The following is a 26136-nucleotide window of genomic DNA, read 5'->3' on the forward strand; positions in this document are numbered from 1 at the left end:
TCCGTACAGGGGCGGTGCCGGCGGGGACGGTCCTGTACGGCCCCTGGTCAGGGGCGGGTGACCGCGGAGACCGGCATCATCCCCACCGGGTCGTAGCGCACCTGGGCGCCCGGATGCGGAGCGTGCACCACCTGGCCGTCCCCCACGTACATTCCCACGTGGCTCGCGTCGTCGCGGTAGATCACCAGGTCGCCGGGGCGGGCCTGGCTCAGCGGCACCTGCCGTCCGGCCGACCGCTGGCCCTGCGACGTACGCGGAATCGACATGCCCGCCCTGCCGTACGCCCACTGCGTCAGTCCGGAGCAGTCGAAGGACCGGGGCCCGGCTGCGCCCCAGACGTACGGCTGGCCCACGGCGGACCGGGCGGCGGCCACCGCTGCCGCGGCGCGGTTCGAGGAGGCCTCGCCGCCGCCGGGCGAGACGGAGTCCCCGCGTCCGCGGGCCCGCGACGCGCGCTCGCGCTCCTTGCGCTGCTCCGGCGTGAGCTCGTCGAGGAGCTTCCGTGCCGTCGCCAGCCGCTTCTGCACCGCCTTCTTGTGCCTCTTCAAGTCCGCGCGGCGGCGTTCCAGTTCGGCGAGCTTCATGCCCGCCTCGGCCCGCTGCTGCTTGAGCGAGCGCTGCGCGCCGCGCAGCCGCGTCAGCTTCTCGTGCTGGCGGCTTCCGATGCGGTCGAGCGTGGCGGCCTTGTCCAGGTAGCCGTCCGGGTCAGCGGTGAGCATCAGCGCGACGCTCGGGTCGACGCCGCCCGAGCGGTACTGCGCCCCCGCGAAGGAGGCCAGCGCCGCGCGCAGCCGGTTCACTTGGGCCTGCCGGCGTGCGGCCCGCGCCTGGGCGTACTCGACCTGCTTGCGCAGTTCGGCGGTGCGCTCGGCGGCGGCGTTGTACTTCTCCGTGGACTTCTCGGCCTCTTCGTAGAGCCTGTCGATACGGGCGCCCGCGGCGCGTGCCGAGGAAGCCCCGCCGGGGCCGTCGTCCGGGCTGGCGCCGGCCGGAGCCGCGGGGGTCAGCGCCGCGGCGGCGCCCGCGACCGCGGTGAGGAGGACGACCCTCGTAGGCCAACTACCGCCGGGCCTGGCGGGTTTTCGGTGGGACCTGTACGAGACCACTGCGGACGTGCTCCTTCCGTGAGGGCATGTCCTGAAGGTTCCGCGCCTGCGTCGAGCGCCCTGCCGGGCTGCCGGAGCGGCTTCAGCACACACCCTGGTCGAACTGCGCGGCGAATCTAGCCGCACAGCCGGGAAGGATTCACGCACCGCGCGCGGCACGGAAGTCGGCCGGAACGCGCCGACCCCGCCGATGACGCAGGTCACCGACGGGGTCGAGGGTCATCACGGCGCATTCGCCATCACCCGGACGAACGACACTGCGGGGCGCCTGTGCTGACGCCCCGGGTGCCTGCCGGGGAGGAAGGAGCCGGAGAAGCGGTCAGCCGATCCGCACGCCGAACTGGAAGGGCATGTTGTTGATCGACTCGTAGCGCACACCGGCGCCGGGCTTCGGGGCGTGCAGGATCTGGCCGTTGCCCGCGTAGAAGCCGACGTGGTGCTGGTCGCCGTAGAAGATGACCAGGTCGCCGGGGGCGAGTTGACCGCGGCCGATCTGGGTTCCGGCCTTCGCCTGGTCCTGGGATATGCGGGGCAGCGAGACGCCGGCCTGGTTGTACGCCCAGGAGGTGAGCCCGGAGCAGTCGAAAGAGCTCGGGCCGGTGGCGCCCCACACGTACGGCGCACCGATCTTGCTCTTGGCCGCGTTGAGCGCGGCGGCGGCGCGCTGCGAGGCGGAGGCGTCGCTGCCGAGGTCGACTCGCGAGCTGGCGGCGCGGTCGGCGCGCGCCTGCTGCGCGGCGAGGCGCGCACGCTCGTCCGCGGTGAGGGTGTTGAGGAGCTTGCGCGCCTCGGAGAGCTTGGCCTGGATCTTCTTCTTCTTCTCGCCGAGCTCCTTGCGGGTGTCGGCGAGGTCCTCGAGCTTGTCCGAGGCTTCCTTGCGCTGCTGCGCGAGGTCGCGCTGCTTGCTCTGGATCTTCTTCAGCGACTCGGCCTGCTTGGTGCTCAACTGGTCGAGCGTTGAGGCCTTGTCGAGGTAGCTGTCCGGGTCGGAGGAGAGGAAGAGCTGCACGGACGGGTCCACGCCGCCGGTGCGGTACTGCGCGGTGGCCATCGAACCGAGGCCGTTGCGCATGTCGTTGAGGTCGTCCTGACCGCGCGCCACGCTGTCCTGCAGGTTGTCGACCTGCTTTTCCAGCTTCTTCTGCTTCTCCTTGGCGCCGTTGTACTTCTCCGTCGCGCCTTCGGCGTCCTCGTAGAGCTTGTCGACCTTCTCCTTGACCTCCTTCTCGGAGGCCTTGGGTTCGGCTTGCGCCGCCTGCGTGGTGAGGGCGACGGCCGCTGCGGCGGTCGCGGTGAGCACGGACACGCGACGAGTGCGGCGGGGCTGCTTGGGACGACGGTGGGACGCCACTGGGGCGAGCTCCTTCTTCCTCAGCCGCCTGCCGGACTGACACTCCGGCCCCACCTCGCCGGCGGCTCGGTGGAGAGAGGCGGTCCTCCGCTGCCGCCCCGGATGGACGTCAACCTCGCGGAGGTTCGGGGCCAGACATTAGCCACGGGTAATCGTCGGATCAAATCACTCTGAGAAAAAACTCGTCACACAACCGGATTCTTTACTCAGCTCGCACAGCGAGCGATGGGGGTGTCACGCAGTGGTGCTAACAGACTCCCGCCACCCCGGTGTTGACCTTCACTCGCTGTTCACGGGTATGCGGCAGCCCCACGCACCACGCCGGTCTCGCCCCCTTCACCCCGCCCGCCGGACCCTCTTCCCCACGCCGGATGTGACCTTCAACTCGTTGCCGCCCCAGCGCCGCTGGAGTTGCGTCGGGGACGGGGATCGAGAGGTGTCAGCACGCCCAGCCGTGCCTCGACCGCGGCGGCCGCGTCGAGGCACGTGTCCTCCCGGTACGGGCGGCCGATCACCTGTACTCCCGTGGGGAGTTCACCGGCCAGCCCGGTGGGGACCGCCACGGCGGGAAGACCGGCGAAGCTGGTGGCCGTGCACAAGCGCATTGCGGAGGTGACGAGTTGGTGGCCCATCTCGTCGCGGGACTCCAGGCCGGGCTCGACCGGCGGTTCGGTGAAGACCGGACCGAGGACGAGGGGGTAGCGGTCCAGAAAGTACGCCCACGAGCGCCGGATGCTCAGCCGCAGGCCCACGAGACGCATGTACTCCCCGAGTCCGGCCCGCGCGGTGCGCGCCATGCCCATCTCGATGTAGCGGTGGCCGCCCTCCCCGAGCAGCGGCGCGACCTCCGCCCACGACTGCGCGAACTCCGTCATCAGCCAGCTCCCGTACGCCTCGACGGTCTCCGCCAGTCTCGGCACGTCCTCGACCCGCTCGACCGCGTAACCGGCGTCAGCCAGCGCGGCCTCGGCGCGTCCGACCGCACGCCGCACCTCGGGATGGACGCCCAGGCCGCCCGGGTCGGCGACGACCGCCACGCGCACCGGCCCGTCGAGGGGTTCGCCCCGCACCGGGACGGGCACCGCACGCGGATCGGCGACGTCGGCGCCCGCCAGCACCTCGAAGGCCAGCCGCAGATCCGCGACGCGGCGCGCCAACGGGCCGTCGACGACGATCTGCTGAGCACCGGGAGGCGGATCGTCCGGGCCCGTCCGGTGATCCGCGGCGAACCGGCCCTGCGTCGGCTTCAGACCGGCGACACCGCAGAAGGAGGCCGGAACGCGTACGGATCCGCCCGCGTCGTTGCCGAGCCCGAGCCCGGCCATGCCGCAGGCCACCGCGACTCCGTCGCCGCCGCTGGAGCCGCCGGGGGTGCGGGCCGGGTCCCACGGGTTGAGCGTCTCCCCGAAGAGCTCGCTGCGGGGATGCATGCCCGCCAGCGTGAGCGTCGGCATGTTGCTGTGCCCGATCGGAACGGCACCCGCGGCCCGCAGGCGCGCCACGGGCGGCGCGTCGTGCTCGGCCACGAGGTTCCGCAAGCGGACGGCGCCGTGGGTGGTGGGCACGCCGCCGACGGCGATGCTCTCCTTCACTGTGAAGCACACCCCGGCGAGCGGGCCCGGGTCGCCGCCCCGCGCACGCCGGCGGTCCACTTCCGCGGCGTCCCGGCGGGCGCTCTCCGCCAGCAGCCGGGTGATCGCGTTCACTGCGGGGCCGGTCCGGGCGATGCGCGCCAGATGGCTCTCGACGATCTCCGCGGCCGTAGCCTTGCCGTCCCGCACGGCTGCCGCCTGACGCTCAGCCGGCTGCGCCCACCAGCCGTCCGCGGCCTCGTCCACGGCCGTGTTCACGGCGTCGCCCATGACGTCCTCCCGATCGTTCCGATGCACTTGCATCGGAACGGTACCCTTGAAGCGATACGCGCGCATCGCAATAACAGGGGAGGAGCGGAAGGCCGTGCCGAGGCAGGTTGACCACGAACTCAGGCGCTCCCGGATCGCGGACGCGGTGTGCCTGCTCGCCGACGAGAACGGGCTGGAGGGCGTCACACTCCGGGACGTGGCCGCCCGTGCCGGGGTCTCCATGGGCGCCGTCCAGCGCTGCTTCGCCACGAAGGAGCAGATGCTCGTCTTCGCCGTACGGCACGTCGGCGCCCGCGTCCGGTCCCGTAGCGACGCCCGGCTCGCGAGCAGCCCGGCCCAGTCCGTCAGGTCCGCTCTCGGGCACGCCCTCTCCGAGATGTCGCTGCTGCGGGAGGAGAACCGCGGAGAGGCACGCGTCTGGCTCGCGTTCGTCGCGAAGGCCGCGGTGAGCCCCCCTCTCGCCGCCGAACTGCGGTCCGGCTACGCGCAGTTCCACGACACGGTGGCGGCTCTGCTGCGGGAGGCCGCAGGAGCGGCCGACCCGCACGTCCAGGCCCGCACGCTGCTGGCGCTCGCCGACGGCCTCACCACGCACGTGCTCGTCGGCCACCTCAGCGAGGAGGCCGCGCGGGAAGCGCTCGACGCCCATCTGCGGAGCCTGTGGAACGACGCACCTGGCGGGTGAACGGCCCGGTGCACGGCGCCGGGTTCACGGCGAGGGCTCCCTGAACGGCTCTACAGCGCCGGGAAGGGGCCACCGGCGACTGCTCGTTCGGGCCGCCGGCGACCGCTCACTGCGACGCGAGTGCGAGAGCGCGCCCGCCCGGCGTCCGGCCCGCCCGGGCCGTCACGTACGTCCGAGGCGCCGCAGCAGAAGGGCCGACGCGACAGGCCGGGCGCCCGCCGCCGCGCTGTCGTCCGCCACCTCGCGGTCGGAGGAGACGACCACCACGGGACGGCCCGGCGGTTCCGCCCGCACGAGCTGGCGGATCAGCTCGTCCGCGATCTGCCCCGGCTTGCTGAACAGCACGCGCACGCCCCGTGGCGGCGCGAGCAGGACGGGTGCCGCCAGTTCGGCCCCGTCGAAGACGCAGGTGACCTCGGCGCCGGACTGCGCGGCGAGCCCGGCGAGCCCCCCGAGGAGGCGCAGCCGCTGCTTGTCCAGCGGCATCGTCGGATAACCGGTCTTGGTGACGTTGTAGCCGTCGACGACCAGATGCGCCTGCGGGAGGGAGAGGAGCTGGTCGAGGAGTTCGGGGTCCGTCTCGGAGAGCGCGCGCGCCGCGATGTCCCGCGGCGTCATGCGGCCGGGCTCGACCGCGTCGACGGTCTCGGCCGGCCGGCTCTCCGTCGGCGGCAGCGCCAGCTCGCGACGGAGGCCCTGTGCGGCGTCCAGCACCGTGTCCAGCAGCAGGCGGACCCGCATGTCCTCGACGCTGCGCCCTTCGCGCGCGGCCCGGCGCCCCGCCTCCAGCGCCGCCTCGGTCTCGGCGAGCCGCGTGCGCAGGCGCCGGCTCTCGCTGTCGGCCGCCGTCTTCTCCGCGGCGGTGGCAGAGCGCAGCTCGTCCAGGTCCGCCCGCAGTTTCCGCGCGGCGGCCTCGCCGCGCTTCACGTCGCTCTGCGCGCTGCGCAGCTTCCGCTGCGTGGCATCCAACTCGCGGCGCAGCGACTCGAGTTCGCTGCGTCCGCGTTCCGCCTCCGTACGGGCTGCGGTGCGGGCGTCGGCCAGTTCGCGCCGGAGCCGGACGAGTTCGCGCTGAGCCTCCTCCCCCGCCTGCTCCGCCTGCGCGCGCTGAGCCTCCTCGCCCGCCGCGGCGACGAGCTTCGGCCAGTCCGCCGGGCGCAGCACGTACGCCACCGCCGCCACGTCGACCGGGTCGGCGGCGGGCGGCGGGGTCGACGAGGAGAGCGCCTCGGTCAGGTCGGGGAAGCGTTCGCGAAGCTGCTCGGCGATCCGCTCGCGGAAGACCGCGTCCTTCTCCAGGGACGTGGCCATCGCGTTGGCGGCGAACTTCGTGCGGCGCTGAGGGGTGAAGCGGGCGTACTGGCGCAGCGGGACGGGCAGCTCGCTGACCGTCAGCCCTCCGAGCGCGTCCCCGGTGAGGGCCACCACGCGGCGGCGCACTCTGTCGGGAAGCGGACGGTCCATGATCTCGCCGGCGCCGGAAGCGTCACCGGCCTCCCCGCCCGTGCCGGCGTCCGTCCCGGCGTCCGTGCCGGCACCGGTCTCCGCGGCGGGCCGGGAATCCTCGTGCGGCTCCGGCGCGGCATCCGACGTCGACGGCTCACGCTCCCCGCCGCCGCCCGTCGCTTCCACCACCGTCACACCTGCCGTTTCTCAGACCTCTGCGCCCGGCCGGTCGACGAGCTCGACCTGGTCGGCGGCGTCGCACCACCGGCAGCGCACGGACTCGATGCTCTCACTGAGCACCTCCTGCTCCTCGACCCTGGACTCACCGGCCAGATCCAGATGGACGTACTCCACGACCCTGCTCGAACGCGTCACGTCGAAGCGCGTCAGGTTGCCGCACAGCGTGCAGCGCCATCGGGTGCCTGCGGTGGGCGCGGGGACCGCCATTGCCTCGACCTCATTCCTTCGAGCGTTCACGGGCTTCGGTGCGGTGCGTGTACGCCTGCGCGCGGTAACCCGACGGAAGCGCGGGAGTGCTTGCCGTAACCCTAAGACCTGCCGCCCGTCCCCGTGTGTCGAGGAGCCTGCCCAGTGACCGAGCCATCATGATCCGCCTCATGCCGAAGCACCCCGTGCTGACCTGTACGCTCATCGCCCTCTGCTGCCTGGTCTTCCTCATCAGCCCGGCCTCCGGCTTCCTGCCCGTACACGGCACCGGTGCCTCGCTGCACCGCGCACAGGCCGACTGGTTCCAGCAGTGGGGTGTACTGCCCCGCACCCTGTGGGACAGGGCCGCTCTCCGTCCGCTGCTCACCCCTCTCACCGCGCTCTTCCTGCACGCGGACTGGCTGCACCTGCTCGGCAACGTGCTCTTCCTGTACGTCTTCGGCGGCCCGGTCGAGATGCGGATGGGCCCCATCCGCTTCGCGCTGTGCTACCTGACCGTCGGCTACATCGCCATGCTCTGCTACGCGGCGGCCCACCACCACTCGGGCCAGACGCTCGTCGGGGCGTCCGGCGCCGTCTCGGGGATGCTCGGCGCCTTCCTCTACCTCTATCCGAAGGCGCGGGTGACCAGCGTCTTCCCCTTCCTCCTCTTCCTGCCGCTGCGCTTCCCCGCCTGGCTGGTGCTGGTCTTCTGGCTGACGCTGCAGTGGATCGCCACACGGCAGGACGGCGACGGGCCGGGCGTCGCCTACCTCGCCCACGTCGCCGGGTTCACGCTGGGCTTCCTCTACGCCTGGCTGCGATTCCGTACGGCTACAGTGGGCACGCCCGCTCCGGCGACCCAGGGAGAGTCCCCACCGTGATCACCTCGATCGTGCTCATCAAGACCAGCACCGACCGCATCCCCGAGATCGCCGAACAGATCGCGGCGCTGGAGAGCGTCAGCGAGGTCTACTCGGTCACCGGTGCCCACGATCTGATCGCGCTCGTGCGCGTGGCGCAGCACGACGACCTCGCGGACATCATCCCCGGCAAGATCAGCAAGGTGCCCGGGGTGCAGTCGACGGAGACCCACATCGCCTTCCGCACCTACTCGCAGCACGACCTGGAGTCGGCGTTCGCGATCGGCCTCGACTCCTGAGCGGACGTCAGGAAACCGTCACCCTTCCGGGCTCCGGGCGGGACCGAGCCGTCCCGCCGTCGCTCCCGCCCGGCGCCTCGCCCCTGCCACCGGCGGCTGCGTCGGCCGCCTCCCCCGCCGCCGGGCGCTCCTCCGGTACGCAGCGCCCGTCCACGGTGCGGTAGTTCCATCGCGCCCCGTTGCGCACGAGCTCGCGTACCGCCCTTACGAACCGTTCGACGTGCTCGTCCGGCGTACCCGCGCCGAAGCTGACCCGCACCGCGTTGAGGTCGCCTCCGCCGCCCGTGCCGCCTGCTCCGCACCCGCCGCGCTGCTCGCTTCCGGCGCCCCGCAACGTCCGGACGAGGGGGTGCGCGCAGAAGAGGCCGTCGCGCACGCCGATGCCGTACTCCGCGGAGAGCGCGGCGGCGAAGTGTGAGCTGTTCCAGCCCTCGACCACGAACGACACCACGCCCACCCGGCTTTCGGCCGCCTCGCCCGGCGAGCCGGCGCCGAACAGTGAGAGCACCTCCACCTCGGGGACCTCGGCCAGCGCGGTCAGCAGCCTCGCGGTCAGCGTGCGCTCGCGCTCGACCAGCCGGCCGAAGCCGGCCTCGTCCAGTGCCCTGCACGCGGCGGCGACGGCGTAGGCGCCGATGACGTTCGGGGAGCCCGCCTCGTGCCGGGCGGCACCGCCCTGCCATTCCACCTCCACGCCGCCGTCCGCCTCCCGTACGACGCTTCGGCTTGCGCCCCCGCCGGCCAGGTACGGCTCCGCCGCGTCCAGCCAGTCCGAGCGCCCCGCGAGCACGCCCGCGCCGAAGGGCGCGTACAGCTTGTGCCCGGAGAACGCCACCCAGTCCACGTCGAGTTCGCCGATGTCGACGGGGTGGTGCGGGGCGAGCTGCGCGGCGTCCAGCACGATGAGTGCGCCGTGCCGGTGCGCGGCGTCGGCGAGCTGCCTCACGGGCCAGATCTCGCCGGTGACGTTCGAAGCCCCCGTCACGCACACCAGCTTGGGGCCTGCGGGCTCGGCGTGCAGCCGCTCCTCCAGCGCCGCGACGGCCTGCTCGGGCGAACGGGGCGCGTCGAGCCACGTCGTGTGCAGCCCCCTCCAGGGCAGCAGGGCCGCGTGGTGCTCGCTCTCGAAGACGTACACGCGGGTGCCCTCGGGCACGGCGGACGCCAGCAGGTTCAGGGAATCCGTCGTGGACCGGGTGAAGAGGACCCGGTCGTCCTCCCGGCAGCCAAGGAAGCGCGCGACCGTCGCCCTGCTCTCCTCGAAGAGCGCCGTGGAGTGCTGCGACAGGTACCCGGCGCCCCGGTGCACGCTGCCGTAGTACGGGGCGTACGCGGCCACTTCGTCCCACACCCGCTGCAGTACGGGGGCGCTCGCCGCGTAGTCCAGCGCGGCGTAAGTCGTCTCGCCGCCCGTGACGAGCGGGACCCGCACGTCCAGGCCGAGCACGGGCAGCACCGGACACTCGGGGCTCCCGCCCGGTGCGCCGGCCCGCGCCTGACGGGCGTCGGCGCCCGCGGAAACAGCAGGGACAGCGGCAACAGCCGGGGGACGGAACGCGGGTGCGGGGACTGCGGACGCGACGTGCTGACTCACGGAGGACTCCCTCAAGACCAGGGATCCCTGGCCGAGGCCTGCCCGCTGCGGGCGGGACAGAGGGATCCGTGCTTGCCGCGCGGCCTTGCTGCCGTGCGGCCCGGTCATCACCCGGGGCACCCCACCACGGACAGGAGGGTTGCCGGACAGCGGGCCGGGGCCTTGATCGCTGTCACTCGTGACCTGGCCGGGAGTATGGCACACGGGTTCGGCGCCGGCGTCCGGGCGTCCGCATCGCGGACAGCGTCACGGCGCAGCGCCGCCGCCCGGCCCCGAGGAGAGGGAAGGCCCCCCAGCCCCGGTTTCCGAACGGCGGAGCCCGCCGTCACATGTGGCTCGCGGCCACCCAGCGCTCCAGCGACGCCCTGGCCGCACCGCTGTCCACGGACTCTGCCGCCCGGGCCATCGCCGCGCGGATCTGATCGGCCAGCGGCGCGTCGCCCGGTTCGAGGGCGACGAGGGCCGCGGCGGAGTTCAGCAGCACCGCGTCGCGCACGGGGCCCTTCTCGCCGTCGAGCACCCGCCTCGCCACGTCCGCGTTGTACGCGGCGTCGGCCCCGCGCAGGGCCTCCACCGGCACGATGTCGATGCCCACGTCGCGCGGGTCGAACGACTGCTGACGCACCTCGCCGTCCCGTACGACCCACACGGTGGACGTGGCCGTGGTCGTCAGCTCGTCCAGACCGTCGTCCCCGCGGAAGACGAGGGCGGAAGAACCGCGTTCGGCGAGCACGCCCGCCATGATGGGAGCCATCCGGGCGTTCGCCACACCGGTCGCCTGCGCCTGTACGCGCGCGGGGTTCGTCAGCGGGCCGAGGAAGTTGAAAGAGGTGGGGATGCCCAACTCGCCGCGGGCGTTGGCCACATGGCGCAGCGACGGGTGGAACTTCACGGCGAAGCAGAAGGTGATGCCCGCCTCCGAGGCCACCTCGGCGACACGCTGCGGGGTCAGCTCCAGATTGACGCCCAGCTTCTCCAGTACGTCCGTCGCGCCACTGGCGCTGGAGGCCGCGCGGTTGCCGTGCTTGACGACCTTCGCGCCGCAGCCCGCGACCACGATGGCGGACATCGTCGAGATGTTGACCGTCTTCGCGCGGTCGCCGCCGGTACCGACGATGTCGACCGTGGGCCCGGGGACCTCGATCACGTTGGCATGCGCGTACATGGCCCGTACGAGACCGGTGATCTCGTCGACCGTCTCGCCCTTCGCCCGCAGCGCCACCGCGAAACCGGCGATCTGCGCGTCGCTCGCCTCGCCCCGCATGATGCGGTCCATCGCCCAGGCGGTGGCGTCGGCCCCGAGGTTCTCCCCCGCGAGCAGCGAGGTCAGTACGTCCGGCCAGGTGTGGGAACCCCCGGGGGCAGCTCCCAGGCCGGAGGCGCTGGGGGCGGGAGAGCCGGCAGACGGAACGGCGCTCATGATCCCTCCTGAGGTCCTGCAACGCGGAGAACGGACGTCCGCCCCGGTGCCGGAGGCTCACGCAGGCAGCGAACGCGACCGGGTGCGAACCACGAGGCACGGCGGGGGACTCGCCGGGCGGCTCCGCTGTGCGTGCCTCCCGGCCGACCCCACCCTAGCCGCCTGACGCCCCGACCAGGACATCACCCGGATCGGGCCGTGGCACTCGCCGGACCGGCGCTACGCCCTTCCGCACGCCCGAGGGGCCGGGCTCCCCGCTGGGGAGCCCGGCCCCTCGTGTGCGACGCTGCGCTGCCCGCTCGGAGCAGCGGAACCTCAGTGGTGGCCGTGGCCGCTGGTGATCTCCCGGTACTCCTCGGCGGTCGGCTTCGGGATCTGAGCCTGCTCGCCGTAGTAGCCCTTCGAGAACCGGGCGCGCAGCTTCTGGGCGCGGCCCACCTTGCGCTGGACGCCGTTCTCGTCGGTCTCCGGGCCGATCTCGTACGGCTTGTGCTGCTCGTGCGCCGTGAGCGTGTGCAGCTGCTCCTGGGAGAGCTGCTCGTGCACCTCGACGAACTCGCCGTGCGGGAGCCGCTTGATGATGCCGGACTCGCGTCCGTGCAGCACCTTCTCCTTGTCCTTGCGCTGGAGCCCCAGGCAGATCCGCCGGGTGACGAAGAAGACCACGACCGGCACCACGAAGAAGGCGATGCGCACGAACCACGTGATGGCGTTGATCGACAGGTCGAAGTGCGTCGCCACCAGGTCGTTGCCGCCGCCGACCAGCATGACGGTGTACCAGGCGATCCAGGCACATCCGAAAGCCGTACGGGTCGGGGCGTTCCGCGGCCGGTCCGCGATGTGGTGCTCCCGCTTGTCGCCCGTCACCCAGGACTCGATGAACGGGTAGACGGCGATCGCGGCGAGCACGAGCGGGAAGACCATCAGCGGGATGAAGACGCCCAGTACGAGCGTGTGGTCCCACAGATGGACCTCCCAGCCGGGCATGACGCGGATCAGCCCCTCGGAGAAGCCCATGTACCAGTCGGGCTGCGCGTTCGTCGACACCTGGTCCGGACGGTACGGGCCGAGCACCCAGATCGGGTTGACGGTGAACGTCGCCGCGATGACGGAGATGACGCCGAAGACGAGGAAGAAGAAGCCTCCCGCCTTGGCCATGTAGACCGGCAGCAGCGGCATTCCGACGACGTTCTTGTTCGTACGGCCGGGGCCCGCGAACTGCGTGTGCTTGTGGTAGAAGACCAGGATCAGATGGGCCACCAGCAGGCCCAGCATGATCCCCGGCAGCAGCAGCACGTGGACGGAGAAGAACCGCGCGACGAAGTCGTGCCCGGGGAACTCGCCGCCGAAGAGGAACATCGACAGGTACGTGCCGACGATCGGCACGGACAGGACCGCGCCCTCCATGAACCGCACGCCGGTGCCCGAGAGCAGGTCGTCCGGCAGGGAGTAGCCGGTGAAGCCGGTGAACATGCCCAGCACGAACAGCAGGAAGCCGAACAGCCAGTTGATCTCACGCGGCTTGCGGAAGGCGCCGGTGAAGAAGACGCGCATCATGTGGACGAACATCGCGCCGAGGAAGATCAGCGCCGCCCAGTGGTGGATCTGCCTCACCAGCAGACCGCCGCGCACGTCGAAGCTGATGTCCAGCGTGGAGGCGAACGCCTCCGACATCAGCACGCCCTGCATCGGCACGTAACTGCCGTGGTACTCCACCTCGTTCATCGACGGGTGGAAGAACAGCGTCAGGTAGACGCCCGTGAGGATGATGATGATGAAGCTGTAGAGCGCGACCTCACCCAGCATGAAGGACCAGTGGTCCGGGAAGATCTTGCGCATGTTGGCCTTGGCGAGGCTGTAGATGCCCAGCCGGCCGTCCGCCCAGTCGGCGACCCGTTCACCGGCGGGTGCCTGCTTCTTCGCAGCGGTGCTCTCGCTTGTAGTACTCATGCTCGACGCTCCCAGTAGGCGGGGCCCACGGGTTCTTCGAAGTCGCCCTGAGCTTCGAGGAATCCATCGTTGTTGACGCTGATCTTGAGCTGCGGCAGCGCGTGGCCGGCCGGACCGAAGATCACTCGCGCACCGTCCGACAGGTCGAAGGTCGACTGGTGGCACGGGCAGAGCACGTGGTGCGTCTGCTGCTCGTACAGGCTGACGGGACAGCCGACGTGCGTACAGATCTTGGAGTAGGCCACGATCCCCTCGTGGGACCAGTCCAGCTCCCGCTTGTCCTTGATGTCCTCGGGCTCGAGGCGGACGAGCATCAGGGCCGCCTTGGCGATCTCCTTCTGGAAGTCCTCGTCGTGCTCGTCAAGGCCCTCCGGCATGGCGAACGTCAGGGAGCCGACGGTGATGTCCTCGGGGCGGAGCGGCTCGTGCGTGTTCTCGTTGACCAGCAGCTTGCCCTTGGCCCACAGGGTGTGCTCGAGCTTGTCCTCGGGCAGCGGACCGAGGTCGCGCAGGAGCACGACACCGGACAGCGGGACGAGCGCCAGAGCCCCGAACATCGTCCGCCGGATGAGCGGACGCCGCCCGAGGGCGGACTCCTTGGCTCCCTGGCGGAAGTCCTCCATGACCTTCGCCCGGGTGTCAGGCTCGGCGGCGACCTGGTGCCGCTCGTCGACCAGTTCGTGGTCCGACATCAGGGTGCGCGCCCAGTGGACCGCGCCCGCGCCGATGCAGAAGAGGGCGACGCCCAGCGTCGTACCGAGCGCGAAGTTCAGCGCGCCGATGTTCCCCATCGGCCAGATGTACACGAACTTGTCGACCGGGATGGCCACGAAGCTCGCGATGAAGCCCACCGTGGCCAGCATCGACGCCGTGAAGAGCATCGCGACGACGCGCTCGGAGCGCTTGGCAGCACGCTCGTCGACGTCCTGGACGCGGGGCTCGTGCGGCGGCATCCCGGGGTCGGCGAACGGGTCGTCCGCCGTGGCCACCGTGCCGTGACCGTTCTCCTGTGCGCTCGGCAGCTTCTCGTCAGACACGTTGTCGTGTGATCCAGTCTCGCTCATGACTTCCTGGCCTTTGCGGTACGAGCCGCGACCCAGACGGCGACGACGATGAGCGCACCGAGCCCGAAGATCCAGGCGAACAGGCCCTCGGCCACCGGTCCGAGACCGCCCAGCTTGTAACCGCCGGGCTGCTTCGAGTCCTTGCTGTTCACCGTCTTCAGGTAGGCGGCGATGTCGCGCTTGTCCTTCTCCGGCATCACCTTGTCCGGGAAGGACGGCATGTTCTGCGGGCCCGTCTGCATGGCCTCGTAGATGTGCTTGGGCGTGACGTCCTCGAGACCCGGGGCGTACTTGCCGTGTGTGAGAGCGCCGCCCTCACCCGTGAAGTTGTGGCACTGGGCGCAGTTCGTACGGAAGAGCTGGCCGCCGTTGGCGATGTCGGCGCCGTTCGGGTCGTACTGGTCCTTGGTGGGCGTGACAGGACCGGAGCCCAGCGAAGCGACGTACGCGGCGAGCTGGTTGATCTCGTCCTGGCTGTAGATCTTCTTCTTCTCCGGCACCTGCGCGCCCGGCTGCTGCGCGGGCATGCGGCCGGTGCCGACCTGGAAGTCCACAGCAGCCGACCCGACACCCACGAGGCTCGGGCCGTCGCTGGTGCCCTGGCCGCCCGTCCCGTGGCAACTGGAGCAGCCGGTGGCGTAGAGCTTCTTGCCCTCTTCGATGGCGAGGGACTGGCTCGAGGCCTGTTCGGCCTTCGCTTCGCCTGCGGGGGCGAACGCGGCGTACAGCCCCCCGGTGGCCGCCAGCGCGAAGAGTAGGACGACGAGCGCCGCCAGCGGATGGCGCCGTCGTGCGGAGAGCTTTTTCACGGATTACCCCGGTGTCAGGATCTTCTGCGTCGATGCTGCTTTTGGTGTCTGTCACTGTCCGGGACGGGCCCGGACGTCGCCCGACCGGTTACTTGATCAGGTAGATCGTGGCGAAGAGGCCGATCCAGACGACATCGACGAAGTGCCAGTAGTAGGACACGACGATGGCCGCAGTGGCCTGCTGATGCGTGAAGCGTTTGGCCGCGTACGTCCTGCCGAGCAGGAGCAGGAACGCGATGAGCCCGCCCGTGACGTGCAACCCGTGGAAGCCGGTGGTCAGGTAGAACACCGAGCCGTACGGGTCCGAGGAGAGCGAGATGCCGTCCTTCTCGACCAGCTCCGTGTATTCGAAGACCTGGCCGCCGATGAAGACGGCGCCCATCACGAACGTGACGATGAACCACGCGCGGAGCTTCTTCACGTCACCGCGCTCGGCGGCGAACACGCCGAGCTGGCAGGTGAGTGAGGAGAGCACCAGAATCGTGGTGTTCGTCGCCGAGAACGGGATGTTCAGCGCCTCGGCATGTTCCTTCCAGAAGTCCGCACCCGTCACGGACCGCAGGGTGAAGTACATCGCGAAGAGGGCCGCGAAGAACATCAGCTCGGAACTCAGCCAGATGATGGTTCCGACGCTGGTGAGGTTCGGCCGGTTGACCGACGGGTGCGCGTGCCCTGTTTCTACTGCAGTTGCTGTCGCCACGATCGACATTATGTCGGTCGCCCATCCGGCCCTTACTGCCGGGGTCCCGTTCGGTGTGTCCGGGCGGCTCCGGGCGCCGTGGCAAGGGCTTCCGCAGGCGTATGCGCCGCTGTTGGGCGAGGGGGCGAAGGAGTAACATCCGCGCAGCGGCTCCACTTGCCGCGGACGCCCGAACCGGGGACGGTTCCCGCCGCCCCCCTACGTGAAAACGTGCGACCTTCAAGCGGAGGAACAATGCAGCCGACCGCCACGGTGCTGGTCTACAGCGACGACGCCAACACCCGCGAGCAGGTCCGGCTCGCCGCAGGCCGCCGGCCTGCCTCCGACGTGCCCGCCGTCGAGTACATCGAGTGCGCGACACTGCCCGCCCTCCTGAGCACGCTGGAGAAGCAGCACGTCGACGTGTGCGTCCTGGACGGCGAGACCGCGCCCGCCGGCGGCATGGGCGTCTGCCGGCAGATCAAGGACGAGATCTTCGACTGCCCGCCCGTCCTGCTCCTCATCGGACGCCCACAGGACGCCTGGCTCGCCTCCTGGAGCCGCGCGGAGCGGGCCGTCTCCCACCCCATCGACCCCGTCGCCCTCGCCGGTGCGCTGGCGGACCTCCTGCGCGAGAAGAACGGCGCGCAGGCCGAGGTCCAGCCGCTGTGAACGAATGACCGTGCAGCCGTGAGCCGGCCCCGGGGCGACGCGCGCCCCGGGGCCGGCTGCTGTCAGCGTGCCGCCCTCAGACCTGCGGGCGGAGCCTGCTGACGTCGGCGGTGCTGCCGCCGCTGTCCTGGGCGCCGGGGCGTAGTGAGCTTCCCTCCTTCCACTTCTTCCAGGACAGGTTCCAGTCCCCGAAGCCGTTGCCGAAGGCGGCCATCTGCTCGCCGTCGGAGTTGGAGTGCGTCACGGGAACACCCGGACGTACGAGGTTGAAGAACCACTCGGCGTTCCCGGTGCTCATGCCCGTGCACCCGTGGCTGCTGTTGGAGACGCCGTGCGAGCCGGACGACCACGGGGCCGCGTGCACGTACTCCCCGCTCCACGTCAGCCGGGTGGCCCAGTGGACGCCGAGGTCGTAGGACTCACCGCCGCCGATGCCGACGCTGCTGCTGCGCATGCGGACGAACGACTCGCGGCCCAGGACCACCTTGGTGCCGTTGCGGGTCTCGAAGCCCGGCTTCCCGGTGGTGATCGGGATCTCCTTGACCGTCCTGCCGTCCTTCTTGACCTTCATGCTCAGCCCGGAGGCGTCGGCGAATGCCTCGACGCGGTCGCCCGTCTTCAGCCTCAGTGACTTGGCCTTGTCCCCGTAGAGCCCCTTGCGGATCTTGAGGCCGTTCAGGCGGCTGCTGACGCTGACGGTGGAGTGCGCGGGCCAGTACTCCTTGGGACGGTAGTGCAGCTCCTTGCTGTCCACCCAGTGCCAGGAGCCCTCGACGCGGGGGCTGGACTTGACGCTCAGCGCACGCTCCACGATGCGGCGCTGCGCGGGGCTCTTGACCTTGTGGCTCAGCTCCGCCGTCACGGGCTGGGCCACGCCGTACGTCCCGCTGTCCGGGCCGAAGGTGACCCCGAGGCGCTTCGCGTGTGCGGGCTTGGTCTGGAAGTTCAGGGTGCGGCGGCCCTGCTCGCCGTCGCCGTTCTCGGTGCTGATGCGGACCGTGTAGCGCACGCCCGCGGCCAGCGGGGTGGTGCTCTGCCACCTGGTGCCGTCCTCGGAGAGCTTGCCGCTCAGGTGGCGGCCTGCCGTGTCGACCGCGGTGACGTCGGCTATTCGCCCTTCGTTGGAGGTCACCTTCAGCGGGCGCGAGGGGTCGATCGTGCTCCCCTCCTCACCCGCGCTCACCGAAATCTGGTTGCCGGCGTCGTACGGGGCTCCCGCGAGCGGGTTGCCGTCGCTTCCGGCGCACGAGGTAAGGCCCACCGCGAGCGGGGCGAGCGTGAGGGCACATCCTGCTGAAATCCGGCGCTTTGCCTTCGATGAGTGATTCATAGGCCCAAGGTAGGAACTCACGCGGTCTTGGGCCTGTTGGGCGCAGGCAAATGGGTCGGCCCCCGGAGAATTCCGGGGGCCGACCCATCTGCAGACTGCCTCAGCCGCGAACCTTACTGAGTGCGGTTCTCGCCGTGGTAGTACTCGAAGACCCAGCCGAACAGGCCGACGAGCAGGATCGGCGCCGAGACGTACACCAGCCACCATCCGAAGGCGACGCCCAGGAAGGCGAAGGCGGCACCGAGACCGAGGGTGAGCGGCTGCCAGCTGTGCGGGCTGAAGAAGCCCAGCTCGCCGGCGTCGTCCGCGACGTCGGCCTCCTTGTTGTCCTGCGCCCCGGCGTCCACGCGGCGCGCGGTGAACGCCAGGTAGTAGCCGATCATCACCGTGAGCCCGAAGGCGAGGAACAGGCCCGTCGTGCCGACGGGCTCCTTCGACCAGGCGCCGTAGACGATCGCCGTGGCCAGCAGGAAGACGGCCAGGCCGAGGAAAATCTTGCCCTGGATCTTCACTTTCCGCTCTCCTTGCCGCTGATGATCCTCTCCTCGCCCTGACCCTTCGCCTCGTACTCCCCGAGCTGGTCGAGGGCCGCGACCTCAGGGTGGTGCAGGTCGAAGGCCGGCGACTCGGAGCGGATGCGCGGCAGCGAGAGGAAGTTGTGCCGCGGGGGCGGGCAGCTCGTCGCCCATTCGAGCGAACGGCCGTAGCCCCACGGGTCGTCGACGTCGACCTTCTTGCCGTGCTTGGCCGTCTTCCAGACGTTGTACAGGAAGGGCAGGATCGACAGGCCCAGCAGGAAGGAGCTGATCGTCGAGAGGGTGTTCAGCGCGGTGAAGCCGTCGGCCGCGAGGTAGTCCGAATAGCGGCGCGGCATGCCCTCGACGCCCAGCCAGTGCTGCACGAGGAAAGTGCCGTGGAACCCGACGAAGAGCGTCCAGAAAGTGATCTTGCCGAGGCGCTCGTCGAGAATCTTTCCGGTGAACTTCGGCCACCAGAAGTGGAAGCCGGCGAACATCGCGAAGACCACCGTGCCGAACACGACGTAGTGGAAGTGCGCCACCACGAAGTAGGTGTCGGAGACGTGGAAGTCCATCGGGGGCGAGGCCAGGATGACGCCGGTCAGGCCGCCGAAGAGGAACGTGACCAGGAAGCCGATCGTCCACAGCATCGGCGTCTCGAAGGACAAGGAGCCCTTCCACATCGTGCCGATCCAGTTGAAGAACTTCACACCCGTCGGTACCGCGATCAGGAACGTCATGAAGGCGAAGAAGGGCAGTAGCACTCCTCCGGTGACGTACATGTGGTGCGCCCAGACCGTCACCGACAGGCCGGCGATGGCGATCGTCGCCGCGATGAGGCTGATGTAGCCGAACATCGGCTTGCGGCTGAAGACGGGGATGATCTCCGAGACGATGCCGAAGAACGGCAGCGCGATGATGTAGACCTCGGGGTGGCCGAAGAACCAGAACAGGTGCTGCCACAGCAGCGGCCCGCCGTTGGCGGCGTCGAAGACGTGGGCACCGAACTTGCGGTCCGCCTCCAGCGCGAAGAGCGCGGCGGCGAGCACCGGGAAGGCCAGCAGCACCAGCACACCGGTCAGCAGCACGTTCCAGGTGAAGATCGGCATGCGGAACATCGTCATTCCGGGCGCGCGCATGCAGATGATCGTGGTGATGAAGTTGACCGAACCGAGGATCGTGCCGAAACCGGAGAGCGCGAGGCCCATGATCCACAGGTCGGCGCCGATGCCGGGCGAGCGGATCGCGTCGGAGAGCGGCGAGTAGGCGAACCAGCCGAAGTCCGCAGCGCCCTGCGGGGTGAGGAAACCCCCGACGGCGATCAGCGAACCGAAGAGGTACAGCCAGTACGCCAGCATGTTCAGCCGCGGGAACGCGACGTCCGGCGAGCCGATCTGCAGCGGCATGATCCAGTTCGCGAAGCCGGCGAAGAGCGGCGTCGCGAACATCAGCAGCATGATCGTGCCGTGCATGGTGAACGCCTGGTTGAACTGCTCGTTCGACATCACCTGGGAGCCGGGACGGGCGAGTTCGGCGCGCATCAGGAGCGCCATGACGCCGCCGATGCAGAAGAAGGCGAAGGACGTGACGAAGTACAGCGTCCCGATCTTCTTGTGGTCCGTGGTGGTCAGCCAGTCGACCACCATGGCTCCGGGCGTCTTCTGTCGTACGGGTGGTGCTGCCTCGGCCGTCGTGGCGGCACCCTTGGACTCGTTGAGGATGCTCACGGGTTATTCGTCTCCGCATTCTTGGCGCCGCCCGTGGTGGCGGTGCCCGACGGGATGTAGCCGGTCTGGCCCTTCTCGGCCAGGTCCTCCAGGTGCTTCTTGTAGCGCTCCGGGGAGACGACCTTGACGTTGAAAAGCATCCGGGAGTGGTCGACGCCGCACAGTTCGGCGCACTTGCCCATGTAGGTGCCCTCCTTGCTGGGGGTCACCTCGAAGCGGTTCACGTGGCCGGGGATGACGTCCTGCTTCATCAGGAACGGCACCACCCAGAACGAGTGGATGACGTCGCGGGAGGTCAGGATGAACTGGACCTTCTCGCCCTTCGGCAGCCAGAGCGTGGGGCCCGGATTGCCGGTCTGGGGGTTCTTCTCACCCGGAGTACCGGCCGCGTAGACGCCTTCGGCGCCCTTGGGGAAGCTCTTCGTCATCCTGTCCGGGATGGCGGAGAGTTCCTTGTCCTCGGTGTTGGAGGTCGAGGCCTTGCCGTCCACGTCCTCGATGTAGTTGAAGCCCCAGCTCCACTGGTAGCCGACGACGTTGACGACGTGCGCCGGCTTCTCCGTGGTCGCCAGGAGCTTGGTCTCGTCCCGCGCGGTGAAATAGAAGAGCACCGCCACGATGATGATGGGCACCACCGTGTACAGGGCCTCGATGGGCATGTTGTACCGCGTCTGCGGAGGGACCTCCACCTTGGTCCTGGTGCGCCGGTGGAAGACGACGCTCCAGAGGATCAGGCCCCAGACCAGTACGCCCACAGCGAGCGCCGCGGCCCACGACCCCTGCCAGAGGGAGAGGATCCGAGGGGCCTCGTCCGTGACCGGAGTGGGCATGCCGAGGCGGGGGAAGTCCTTGGAAGTGCAACCGGTGGCGGTCGCCAGGACCAGGCCCGCGGCGAGCGCCTGCTGCAGCTTCCGCCGCATCGGGCGCCGCGACATGGGGGTACCGCCCCCGCCCGTCGGGCGGTGGGGGAGGTCGGAGCCGTTGGGACTCACGTAGCGCCTTCCCGAGAGTCTCGCCCGCCCATCCGGGCTCGGCCGTTGCAGGTCGGGCGCGGGCCCCTGGCGCGGGCAGGGGTTTGGATGTTGATGCGGAGCAAACCTTACTGGACCGTTCCCGGGCGTCTGCGGGGAGGGTCCCCAACACGTCGCGGGGCCCCTGCCAGCGGTGGAGGGCGGTCCGGCGCGCGGGGCAGCGCGGCGAAGACCCGCCGGGGGAAGCGGCGTTGGGACACGGGCGCGGCGGCGCGCCCGTGCCGCAGCGGAACGGGGGTGCGCCAAGGACCCGCAGCGCGCGGTCGGTCGCCCCTGATGCGGCGTCGGCGCGTTCGCGCCGGGAGCGCCGGGACACGGTCCGGCCCGTACGCGGGGACGGGGCGGACCAGCGGCTGTCCGGGCGGGCAGCCGGGGAACGGAGTTAGCGTTCCTGCGTGCCATACTTCGACGCCGCATCGTCGGTCCCCCTGCATCCCGTCGCCCGCCAGGCCCTGACCGCCGCCCTGGACGAGGGGTGGGCCGACCCCTCGCGGCTGCACCGGGAGGGGCGGCGGGCGAGGATGCTGCTGGACGCCGCGCGGGAGACCGCCGCCGAGGCGGTGGGGTGCCGTCCCGACGAGCTGGTGTTCACCCCATCGGGTACCGCTGCCTTGCACACCGGGATCGCCGGCGTCCTCGCGGGACGGCGCCGCGCGGGAAGGGGGCTGGCCGTCTCCGCCGTGGAGCACTCCGCGGTCCTGCACGCGGCGGCAGCGCACGAGGAGGGCGGGGGCTCCGTCACCGAGGTCCCCGTGGACCGTACGGGCCGGGTCTCCGCGTCCGCCTACGAGGCGGCGCTCAGGGACGGGACGGCGGACGGGGGCACGGCGCTCGCCTGCCTCCAGTCCGCCAACCACGAGACCGGCACCGTGCAGCCGGTCGCCGAGGTCGCAGGGGTGTGCGCGGAGGCCGGGGTGCCGCTGCTCGTGGACGCCGCGCAGTCCCTCGCCTGGGGCCGCCCCGAGGAAGGCTGGTCGGTGCTGACGGGCAGCGCGCACAAGTGGGGCGGGCCGCCCGGCGTCGGCCTCCTCGCCGTACGCAAGGGCGTGCGCTTCGCGGCCCCGCCCCCGTCGGACGAGCGTGAACGCGGGCGCAGCCCCGGTTTCGAGAACATCCCCGCCGTCGTGGCGGCTGCGGCCTCCCTGCGGGCCGTACGGGCGGAGGCGGACGCCGTGGCGGCGCGGCTGCGCCCCCTGATCGAGAGGGTCCGCGCCGAGGTGCCGCGGTCGGTCCCGGACGTCGAGGTCGTCGGGGACCCGGTCCACCGGCTTCCGCACGTCGTGACGTTCTCCTGCCTGTACGTGGACGGGGAGGCCCTGCTGCACGTGCTCGACCGCGCCGACTTCTCGGTCTCCTCGGGCTCCTCCTGCACGTCCAGCACGCTGACGCCGAGTCACGTCCTGCGGGCCATGGGCGTGCTGTCGGAGGGCAACATCCGGCTGTCGCTGCCTCCGGTGCCCGGTGAGTCGGTCGAGGCGGACGTCGAGCGGTTCCTCCAGGTGCTGCCGGACGCGGTTCGGGAGGTGCGTGAGCAGGTGAACGCCCCGGGGACCACCGCGGAGCGGAGCACGGCCGGGCAGGACGGCCGGGCGAGGGACGAGGGGCCGGAGGACCGCGCCGCCCCGTACGGGGAGCAGTCGGCCCCCGCCCCGGAGGAGGGCGGGAGGGAGCTGACCGTCAACGCGCTGGGGACGGTGTGCCCGATGCCCGTCATCGAACTGGCCCGGCACTTCGACGACGTGCCGGTCGGCGGTGTGATCGTGGTGCTCGCGGACGACGAGGCCGCCCGCGTCGACATCCCGGCCTGGTGCGAGATGCGGGGCCAGGAGTTCCTGGGCGTGCAGGGCGACCGGTTCCGCGTGCGCCGCCTGAGCTGAGCGCTCGCCGCCCCACCGCGGGCGGACGGCCCGACGAAGGCGCACCGGCGTGCAGGGGGTGCACGGGCAAGCGGAAGGGGCGGCCCGGTGCCGGGCCGCCCCTCGATGCCGTGTTGCGCTACGGGGTCACACGTTCAGGTGCGAGGTGACCTCGGCGGCGGCCTCCTCGCCGTAGCACTTGGTGAAGCGCTCCATGAAGTGCGACCGGCGCAGTTCGTACTCCTGGGTGCCCACCGTCTCGATGACGAGCGTGGCCAGCATGCAGCCGACCTGCGCGGCGCGCTCCAGGCTGACGCCCCAGGCGAGACCGGAGAGGAAGCCCGCACGGAAGGCGTCGCCCACACCGGTGGGGTCGGCCTTGGCCTCTTCCTTCGGCACCCCGACCTCGATGACCTCCTGGCCCTCGCGCTCGATGCGGACGCCCTTGGCACCCAGCGTGACGACGCGGGTGCCGACCTTCGCCAGTATCTCCTTGTCGCTCCAGCCGGTCTTGGCCTCGATGAGCTCCTTCTCGTACTCGTTCGAGAAGAGGTAGGTCGCGCCCTCCATCAGGGTGCGGATGTCCTCGCCCTCCATACGCGCGATCTGCTGCGAGAAGTCCGCCGCGAAGGGGATGCCCCGCTTGCGGCACTCCTCCGTGTGGCGGGCCATCGCCTCGGGGTCGTCCGCGCTGATGCACACGAGGTCGAGGCCGCCCACGCGGTCGGCGACCGTCTGCAGTTCGATCAGGCGGGCCTCACTCATGGCTCCCGTGTAGAAGGAGCCGATCTGGTTGTGGGCCTCGTCGGTTGTGCACACGAAGCGGGCGGTGTGCTTCAGCTCGGAGATGTGGACGGACTCGGTGTCCACACCGTGCCGTTCGAGCCAGGCGCGGTATTCCTCGAAGTCCTCGCCGGCGGCGCCGACGAGGATCGGGTTCGCCCCGAGCTGCCCCATACCGAAGGCGATGTTGGCGCCCACGCCGCCCCGCCTGATGTCGAGCCCGTCGACGAGGAAGGAGAGCGAGACGGTGTGCAGCTGGTCGGCGACCAGCTGGTCGGAGAACCGACCGGGGAACGTCATCAGGTGGTCATTCGCGATGGAGCCGGTGACTGCGATACGCACGGCGAAAACTGCTCCTGTCGGAGGACGCTGTCGGATGGCAACATCACGCTACCCGCTAGGTCCCCGTATCCGAACAGGACGGAACTACCCGATAGTAGGGCCTTCCAGGCGCCTCACCTGCTGCGTAGCGTCGTGGAATGCAGAACCTGACGCAGGACCTCACACACGGTCTCCCTCCGGGCTCCCCGTACGACAGGCCGCGAAGCGCCTCGTCGGACCCCGAGTCGATGGACGAACTGCGCAGTGACTGCGCCCGCATGGCGCCGCACTGGTCGGGTCCCTTCTTCCCCTCCGCGCTCCCCTGGCCCGCCCCGCACCCTGCCCGCCGGCTGGAGCGCGCGTCCGCGGCCGCCCGCCTCCGCGAGGCCGGTGCGTACGGGGCTCCGCGCGGGGTGCGCGTCCCCGCCTCCTCCGCGCGGATGCTGGACGGGATGTCGGAGTACGGCCTCTGGTGAAGTGCGCCCGCCGCCCCTGCGCGCGCCCCTCGGGGCTTGACCGCCGCCTCCGGGTGAGGGCCCGGGAGGGCGCCGCCGCCACCGGGGCCGAGGTCAGACCCCGGCCGGAGGGCTCAGCCGGGAACCAGGCGGGCTCCGCCGCCGTCACATGGATGTCCCTCGCATGCGGGGCCGGGACCTGAAAGTGATGAGCGGAGCCGAAGGAGCAACGCGGTGAATACCGAAAAGTCTCCCACCGACGGTGGGGGTTTCCCTTCCGCGGACGCACGGCCAGGGCGGCACGGCCGCCGGCGGCTGTCCGTCGCCACGGTGGCGGCGGCCGTACTGCTGGCCGGCGGTGGCGGCGCGTACTGGGCCTCGACCGCGGGCGAAGGCGGCGACTACGCACCCGGCAGCACCTCCAAGCCCCCGAAACTGGCGCTGGACGGGGTGGCCGCGCAGGGCGGCGAGGGCGACGGCGAGGGCATCGCACCCGGGGAGCCGAACCCGAACGCGCAGACGTACCGCGCCAACAAGAAGATGCCGGACGGCCCCGACGCCGCCAGCGTCTACCGGACACCGGACGGCGTATCGCGCGCGGCCGTGACCGCACTGGCGGAGAGCCTGGACGTCTCCGGCAAGCCCGAGAAGAAGGACGGCCGGTGGGTCGTCGGCAAGGACGGGGACTCCGACGGCGGGCTGACGCTGTCGGTGAACGACGAGCGCATGGCCGGCAACTGGACGTACCAGACGTCGCGTTCACCCGTCATGCCGTGCGGCAAGCCGCTCCCGACGGTGCCCGGCGGCCCCGCGCCGTCGGCCGGGGAGGTCGAACGGCCCGGCTCGTGCCCGTCCATGCCCGATTCCGGCAAGGGCGACCCCGTCTCGGAGAAGAAGGCCGAGGACGCCGTGCGGCCGGTGCTGAAGACGCTGAAGCTCCAGGACGCCGAACTGGACGCGAGCGTGACGACCGGTCCGCTGCGCATGGTGACCGTGACGCCCGAGGTGGGCGGCATGCCGACGAAGGACTGGAACACCACGTTCAGCGTCGGCAAGGACGGTGAGATCGTCCGCGGCCACGGAAACCTGGGCGAACTGAGCGAGGGCGCCTCGTATCCGGTGATGTCGGCGGACGAGACGCTGAAGCAGCTCAACAAGCAGGGCGCCACGGGGCCGCACAGCGGCTCCGGCACGGTGCGCGAACCGGCGCCCGCCCCCAAGGCGGACGGCAAGCCGGGCAAGGGCGAGGCGGAGGCCGCCAAGGGCAAGCCGCTCAAGGTGACGGACGCCGAGTTCGGGCTCGTGACGCGGTACTCGGCCGGCAAGCCGGTGCTCGTACCGTCCTGGATCTACGAGTTCGAGCTGCCGGGCGGCGACCAGCAGGCCAGCGTCGCCCACCCCGCGGTCGAGCCGGAGTTCCTCAAGCCCGCCAAGCCGCAGAAGCCCGGGGGCGGTTCGGACGCGGACGCGCCGGACGGTTCGGGGCAGCCCGGCAAGCCGGGCGGGAAGCCCGGCGCCGAGACCCCGTTGCAGGCCGTGAAGTCCTACGAGGTCGACGGGCGCACGGTGAAGCTGACGTTCTGGGGCGGCGTGTGCGACAAGTACACGGCGAGCGCCGAGGAGTCCGGCAAGTCGGTGAAGGTGACCGTGCGGCCGGAGAAGTCCGACCCGGACAAGGTCTGCGTGAAGATGGCCAAGCCCCAGACCGTCGAGGTCGAGCTGGAGAAGGAGCTGGACGGCCGGAAGGTCGTCGACACGCAGGACGGTGAGGCCGTACCGAAGGCCCGGTGAGGCCGGCCGGCGCGGCCCGTGGAGCCGCGAGGGTCGCCAGGCCGCGACAAAGTCGGCCGACGGACCCTTGAGAGGGCCCCCGAGGGGCAGAAGCGACG

General features: G+C 70.9%; 23 protein-coding genes and 1 riboswitch. Of the genes, 7 read left to right on the forward strand and 16 right to left on the reverse strand.

All coding sequences use genetic code 11. From position 1 onward, the window contains the following. Positions 1 to 47: 47 nt before the first annotated feature. The 3 genes from IEY56_RS19485 to IEY56_RS19495 all read right to left on the reverse strand — a co-directional run bounded on the left by IEY56_RS19485 (position 48) and on the right by IEY56_RS19495 (position 4319). Positions 48 to 1106 carry a C40 family peptidase gene (locus IEY56_RS19485; protein WP_189038536.1) on the reverse strand — a complete coding sequence of 353 codons (1059 nt, stop codon included), beginning with the start codon at positions 1104 to 1106 and terminating at the stop codon, positions 48 to 50. A 319-nt stretch (positions 1107 to 1425) separates the two neighbouring features. Further along, positions 1426 to 2457, reverse strand: a complete 1032-nt coding sequence (locus IEY56_RS19490) for a C40 family peptidase (RefSeq protein WP_189038537.1) — start codon at positions 2455 to 2457, stop codon at positions 1426 to 1428. A gap of 380 nt (positions 2458 to 2837) precedes the next feature. After that, positions 2838 to 4319 (reverse strand): amidase, encoded by a 1482-nt coding sequence (locus IEY56_RS19495; RefSeq protein ID WP_189038679.1) that lies wholly within the window; start codon positions 4317 to 4319, stop codon positions 2838 to 2840. A 94-nt stretch (positions 4320 to 4413) separates the two neighbouring features. Here IEY56_RS19495 and IEY56_RS19500 point away from each other — a divergent pair, with 94 nt between their 5' ends. After that, positions 4414 to 5004: a TetR/AcrR family transcriptional regulator gene (locus IEY56_RS19500; protein WP_189038538.1), complete on the forward strand. Its 591-nt coding sequence runs from the start codon at positions 4414 to 4416 to the stop codon at positions 5002 to 5004. A 162-nt stretch (positions 5005 to 5166) separates the two neighbouring features. Here the strand turns inward: IEY56_RS19500 and IEY56_RS19505 are convergent, their stop codons facing one another. Both IEY56_RS19505 and IEY56_RS19510 read right to left on the reverse strand, forming a co-directional pair. Then, positions 5167 to 6468 carry an NYN domain-containing protein gene (locus tag IEY56_RS19505; protein WP_189038680.1) on the reverse strand — a complete coding sequence of 434 codons (1302 nt, stop codon included), beginning with the start codon at positions 6466 to 6468 and terminating at the stop codon, positions 5167 to 5169. A 189-nt stretch (positions 6469 to 6657) separates the two neighbouring features. Next, the gene (locus tag IEY56_RS19510; protein ID WP_189038539.1) at positions 6658 to 6897 is read right to left on the reverse strand and encodes a hypothetical protein; all 240 of its coding nucleotides are present in this window, start codon (positions 6895 to 6897) and stop codon (positions 6658 to 6660) included. Between the two features lie 170 nt (positions 6898 to 7067). Here IEY56_RS19510 and IEY56_RS19515 point away from each other — a divergent pair, with 170 nt between their 5' ends. Both IEY56_RS19515 and IEY56_RS19520 read left to right on the forward strand, forming a co-directional pair. Next, a complete protein-coding gene (locus IEY56_RS19515; RefSeq protein WP_229712042.1) occupies positions 7068 to 7760 on the forward strand; it encodes a rhomboid family intramembrane serine protease in 693 nt (230 codons plus the stop codon). Then, positions 7757 to 8038, forward strand: a complete 282-nt coding sequence (locus IEY56_RS19520) for an Lrp/AsnC family transcriptional regulator (RefSeq protein ID WP_189038541.1) — start codon at positions 7757 to 7759, stop codon at positions 8036 to 8038. Before IEY56_RS19515 ends, IEY56_RS19520 begins: the two co-directional genes overlap by 4 nt. Before the next feature lie 7 nt (positions 8039 to 8045). Here the strand turns inward: IEY56_RS19520 and IEY56_RS19525 are convergent, their stop codons facing one another. The 6 genes from IEY56_RS19525 to ctaE form a co-directional block, all read right to left on the reverse strand. Continuing rightward, positions 8046 to 9494, reverse strand: a complete 1449-nt coding sequence (locus IEY56_RS19525) for an aminotransferase class V-fold PLP-dependent enzyme (RefSeq protein WP_229712057.1) — start codon at positions 9492 to 9494, stop codon at positions 8046 to 8048. A 201-nt stretch (positions 9495 to 9695) separates the two neighbouring features. Next, a riboswitch (SAM riboswitch) is annotated at positions 9696 to 9816 on the reverse strand. A gap of 141 nt (positions 9817 to 9957) precedes the next feature. Continuing rightward, complete coding sequence (gene trpD, locus IEY56_RS19530) at positions 9958 to 11052, reverse strand: anthranilate phosphoribosyltransferase (RefSeq protein ID WP_189038543.1); 1095 nt, start codon at positions 11050 to 11052, stop codon at positions 9958 to 9960. 315 nt (positions 11053 to 11367) lie between these two features. After that, the gene (gene qcrB / locus IEY56_RS19535; protein WP_189038544.1) at positions 11368 to 13002 is read right to left on the reverse strand and encodes a cytochrome bc1 complex cytochrome b subunit; all 1635 of its coding nucleotides are present in this window, start codon (positions 13000 to 13002) and stop codon (positions 11368 to 11370) included. Beyond that, positions 12999 to 14066, reverse strand: coding sequence for a cytochrome bc1 complex Rieske iron-sulfur subunit (gene qcrA, locus IEY56_RS19540; protein ID WP_189038545.1), 1068 nt, complete (start codon positions 14064 to 14066; stop codon positions 12999 to 13001). Before qcrA ends, qcrB begins: the two co-directional genes overlap by 4 nt. After that, positions 14063 to 14875, reverse strand: a complete 813-nt coding sequence (gene qcrC, locus IEY56_RS19545; RefSeq protein WP_189038546.1) for a cytochrome bc1 complex diheme cytochrome c subunit — start codon at positions 14873 to 14875, stop codon at positions 14063 to 14065. The genes qcrA and qcrC overlap by 4 nt, the downstream gene beginning before the upstream one ends. Positions 14876 to 14963: 88 nt before the next feature. Next, the gene (gene ctaE / locus IEY56_RS19550) at positions 14964 to 15584 is read right to left on the reverse strand and encodes an aa3-type cytochrome oxidase subunit III (RefSeq protein ID WP_045864100.1); all 621 of its coding nucleotides are present in this window, start codon (positions 15582 to 15584) and stop codon (positions 14964 to 14966) included. Positions 15585 to 15809: 225 nt separating this feature from the next. Between ctaE and IEY56_RS19555 the strand changes: the two genes are divergently transcribed. Beyond that, complete coding sequence (locus IEY56_RS19555; RefSeq protein WP_189038547.1) at positions 15810 to 16226, forward strand: hypothetical protein; 417 nt, start codon at positions 15810 to 15812, stop codon at positions 16224 to 16226. Between the two features lie 76 nt (positions 16227 to 16302). On the opposite strand, the gene IEY56_RS19560 is transcribed toward IEY56_RS19555, so the two are convergent. The 4 genes from IEY56_RS19560 to ctaC all read right to left on the reverse strand — a co-directional run bounded on the left by IEY56_RS19560 (position 16303) and on the right by ctaC (position 20793). Then, complete coding sequence (locus tag IEY56_RS19560; RefSeq protein WP_189038548.1) at positions 16303 to 17556, reverse strand: L,D-transpeptidase; 1254 nt, start codon at positions 17554 to 17556, stop codon at positions 16303 to 16305. A 113-nt stretch (positions 17557 to 17669) separates the two neighbouring features. Further along, on the reverse strand, positions 17670 to 18068 hold the full coding sequence (locus IEY56_RS19565; protein WP_189038549.1) for a cytochrome c oxidase subunit 4: 399 nt from the start codon (positions 18066 to 18068) through the stop codon (positions 17670 to 17672). Next, positions 18065 to 19801: an aa3-type cytochrome oxidase subunit I gene (gene ctaD, locus IEY56_RS19570; protein ID WP_189038550.1), complete on the reverse strand. Its 1737-nt coding sequence runs from the start codon at positions 19799 to 19801 to the stop codon at positions 18065 to 18067. The genes IEY56_RS19565 and ctaD overlap by 4 nt, the downstream gene beginning before the upstream one ends. Further along, on the reverse strand, positions 19798 to 20793 hold the full coding sequence (gene ctaC, locus IEY56_RS19575; protein WP_373292135.1) for an aa3-type cytochrome oxidase subunit II: 996 nt from the start codon (positions 20791 to 20793) through the stop codon (positions 19798 to 19800). Before ctaC ends, ctaD begins: the two co-directional genes overlap by 4 nt. Positions 20794 to 21227: 434 nt before the next feature. On the opposite strand from ctaC, the gene IEY56_RS19580 reads away from it, so the two are divergent. Beyond that, the gene (locus IEY56_RS19580) at positions 21228 to 22709 is read left to right on the forward strand and encodes a cysteine desulfurase/sulfurtransferase TusA family protein (protein ID WP_189038551.1); all 1482 of its coding nucleotides are present in this window, start codon (positions 21228 to 21230) and stop codon (positions 22707 to 22709) included. A 126-nt stretch (positions 22710 to 22835) separates the two neighbouring features. Here the strand turns inward: IEY56_RS19580 and IEY56_RS19585 are convergent, their stop codons facing one another. Further along, positions 22836 to 23813 (reverse strand): carbohydrate kinase family protein, encoded by a 978-nt coding sequence (locus IEY56_RS19585; protein ID WP_189038552.1) that lies wholly within the window; start codon positions 23811 to 23813, stop codon positions 22836 to 22838. Between the two features lie 137 nt (positions 23814 to 23950). Between IEY56_RS19585 and IEY56_RS19590 the strand changes: the two genes are divergently transcribed. Then, a complete protein-coding gene (locus IEY56_RS19590; protein WP_373292136.1) occupies positions 23951 to 24268 on the forward strand; it encodes a hypothetical protein in 318 nt (105 codons plus the stop codon). Positions 24269 to 24481: 213 nt separating this feature from the next. Further along, a complete protein-coding gene (locus IEY56_RS19595; protein ID WP_229712043.1) occupies positions 24482 to 26038 on the forward strand; it encodes a hypothetical protein in 1557 nt (518 codons plus the stop codon). The last annotated feature ends 98 nt before the right edge of the window (positions 26039 to 26136 follow it).

The organism is Streptomyces daqingensis (assembly GCF_014645895.1).
Taxonomy (GTDB): domain Bacteria; phylum Actinomycetota; class Actinomycetes; order Streptomycetales; family Streptomycetaceae; genus Streptomyces; species Streptomyces daqingensis.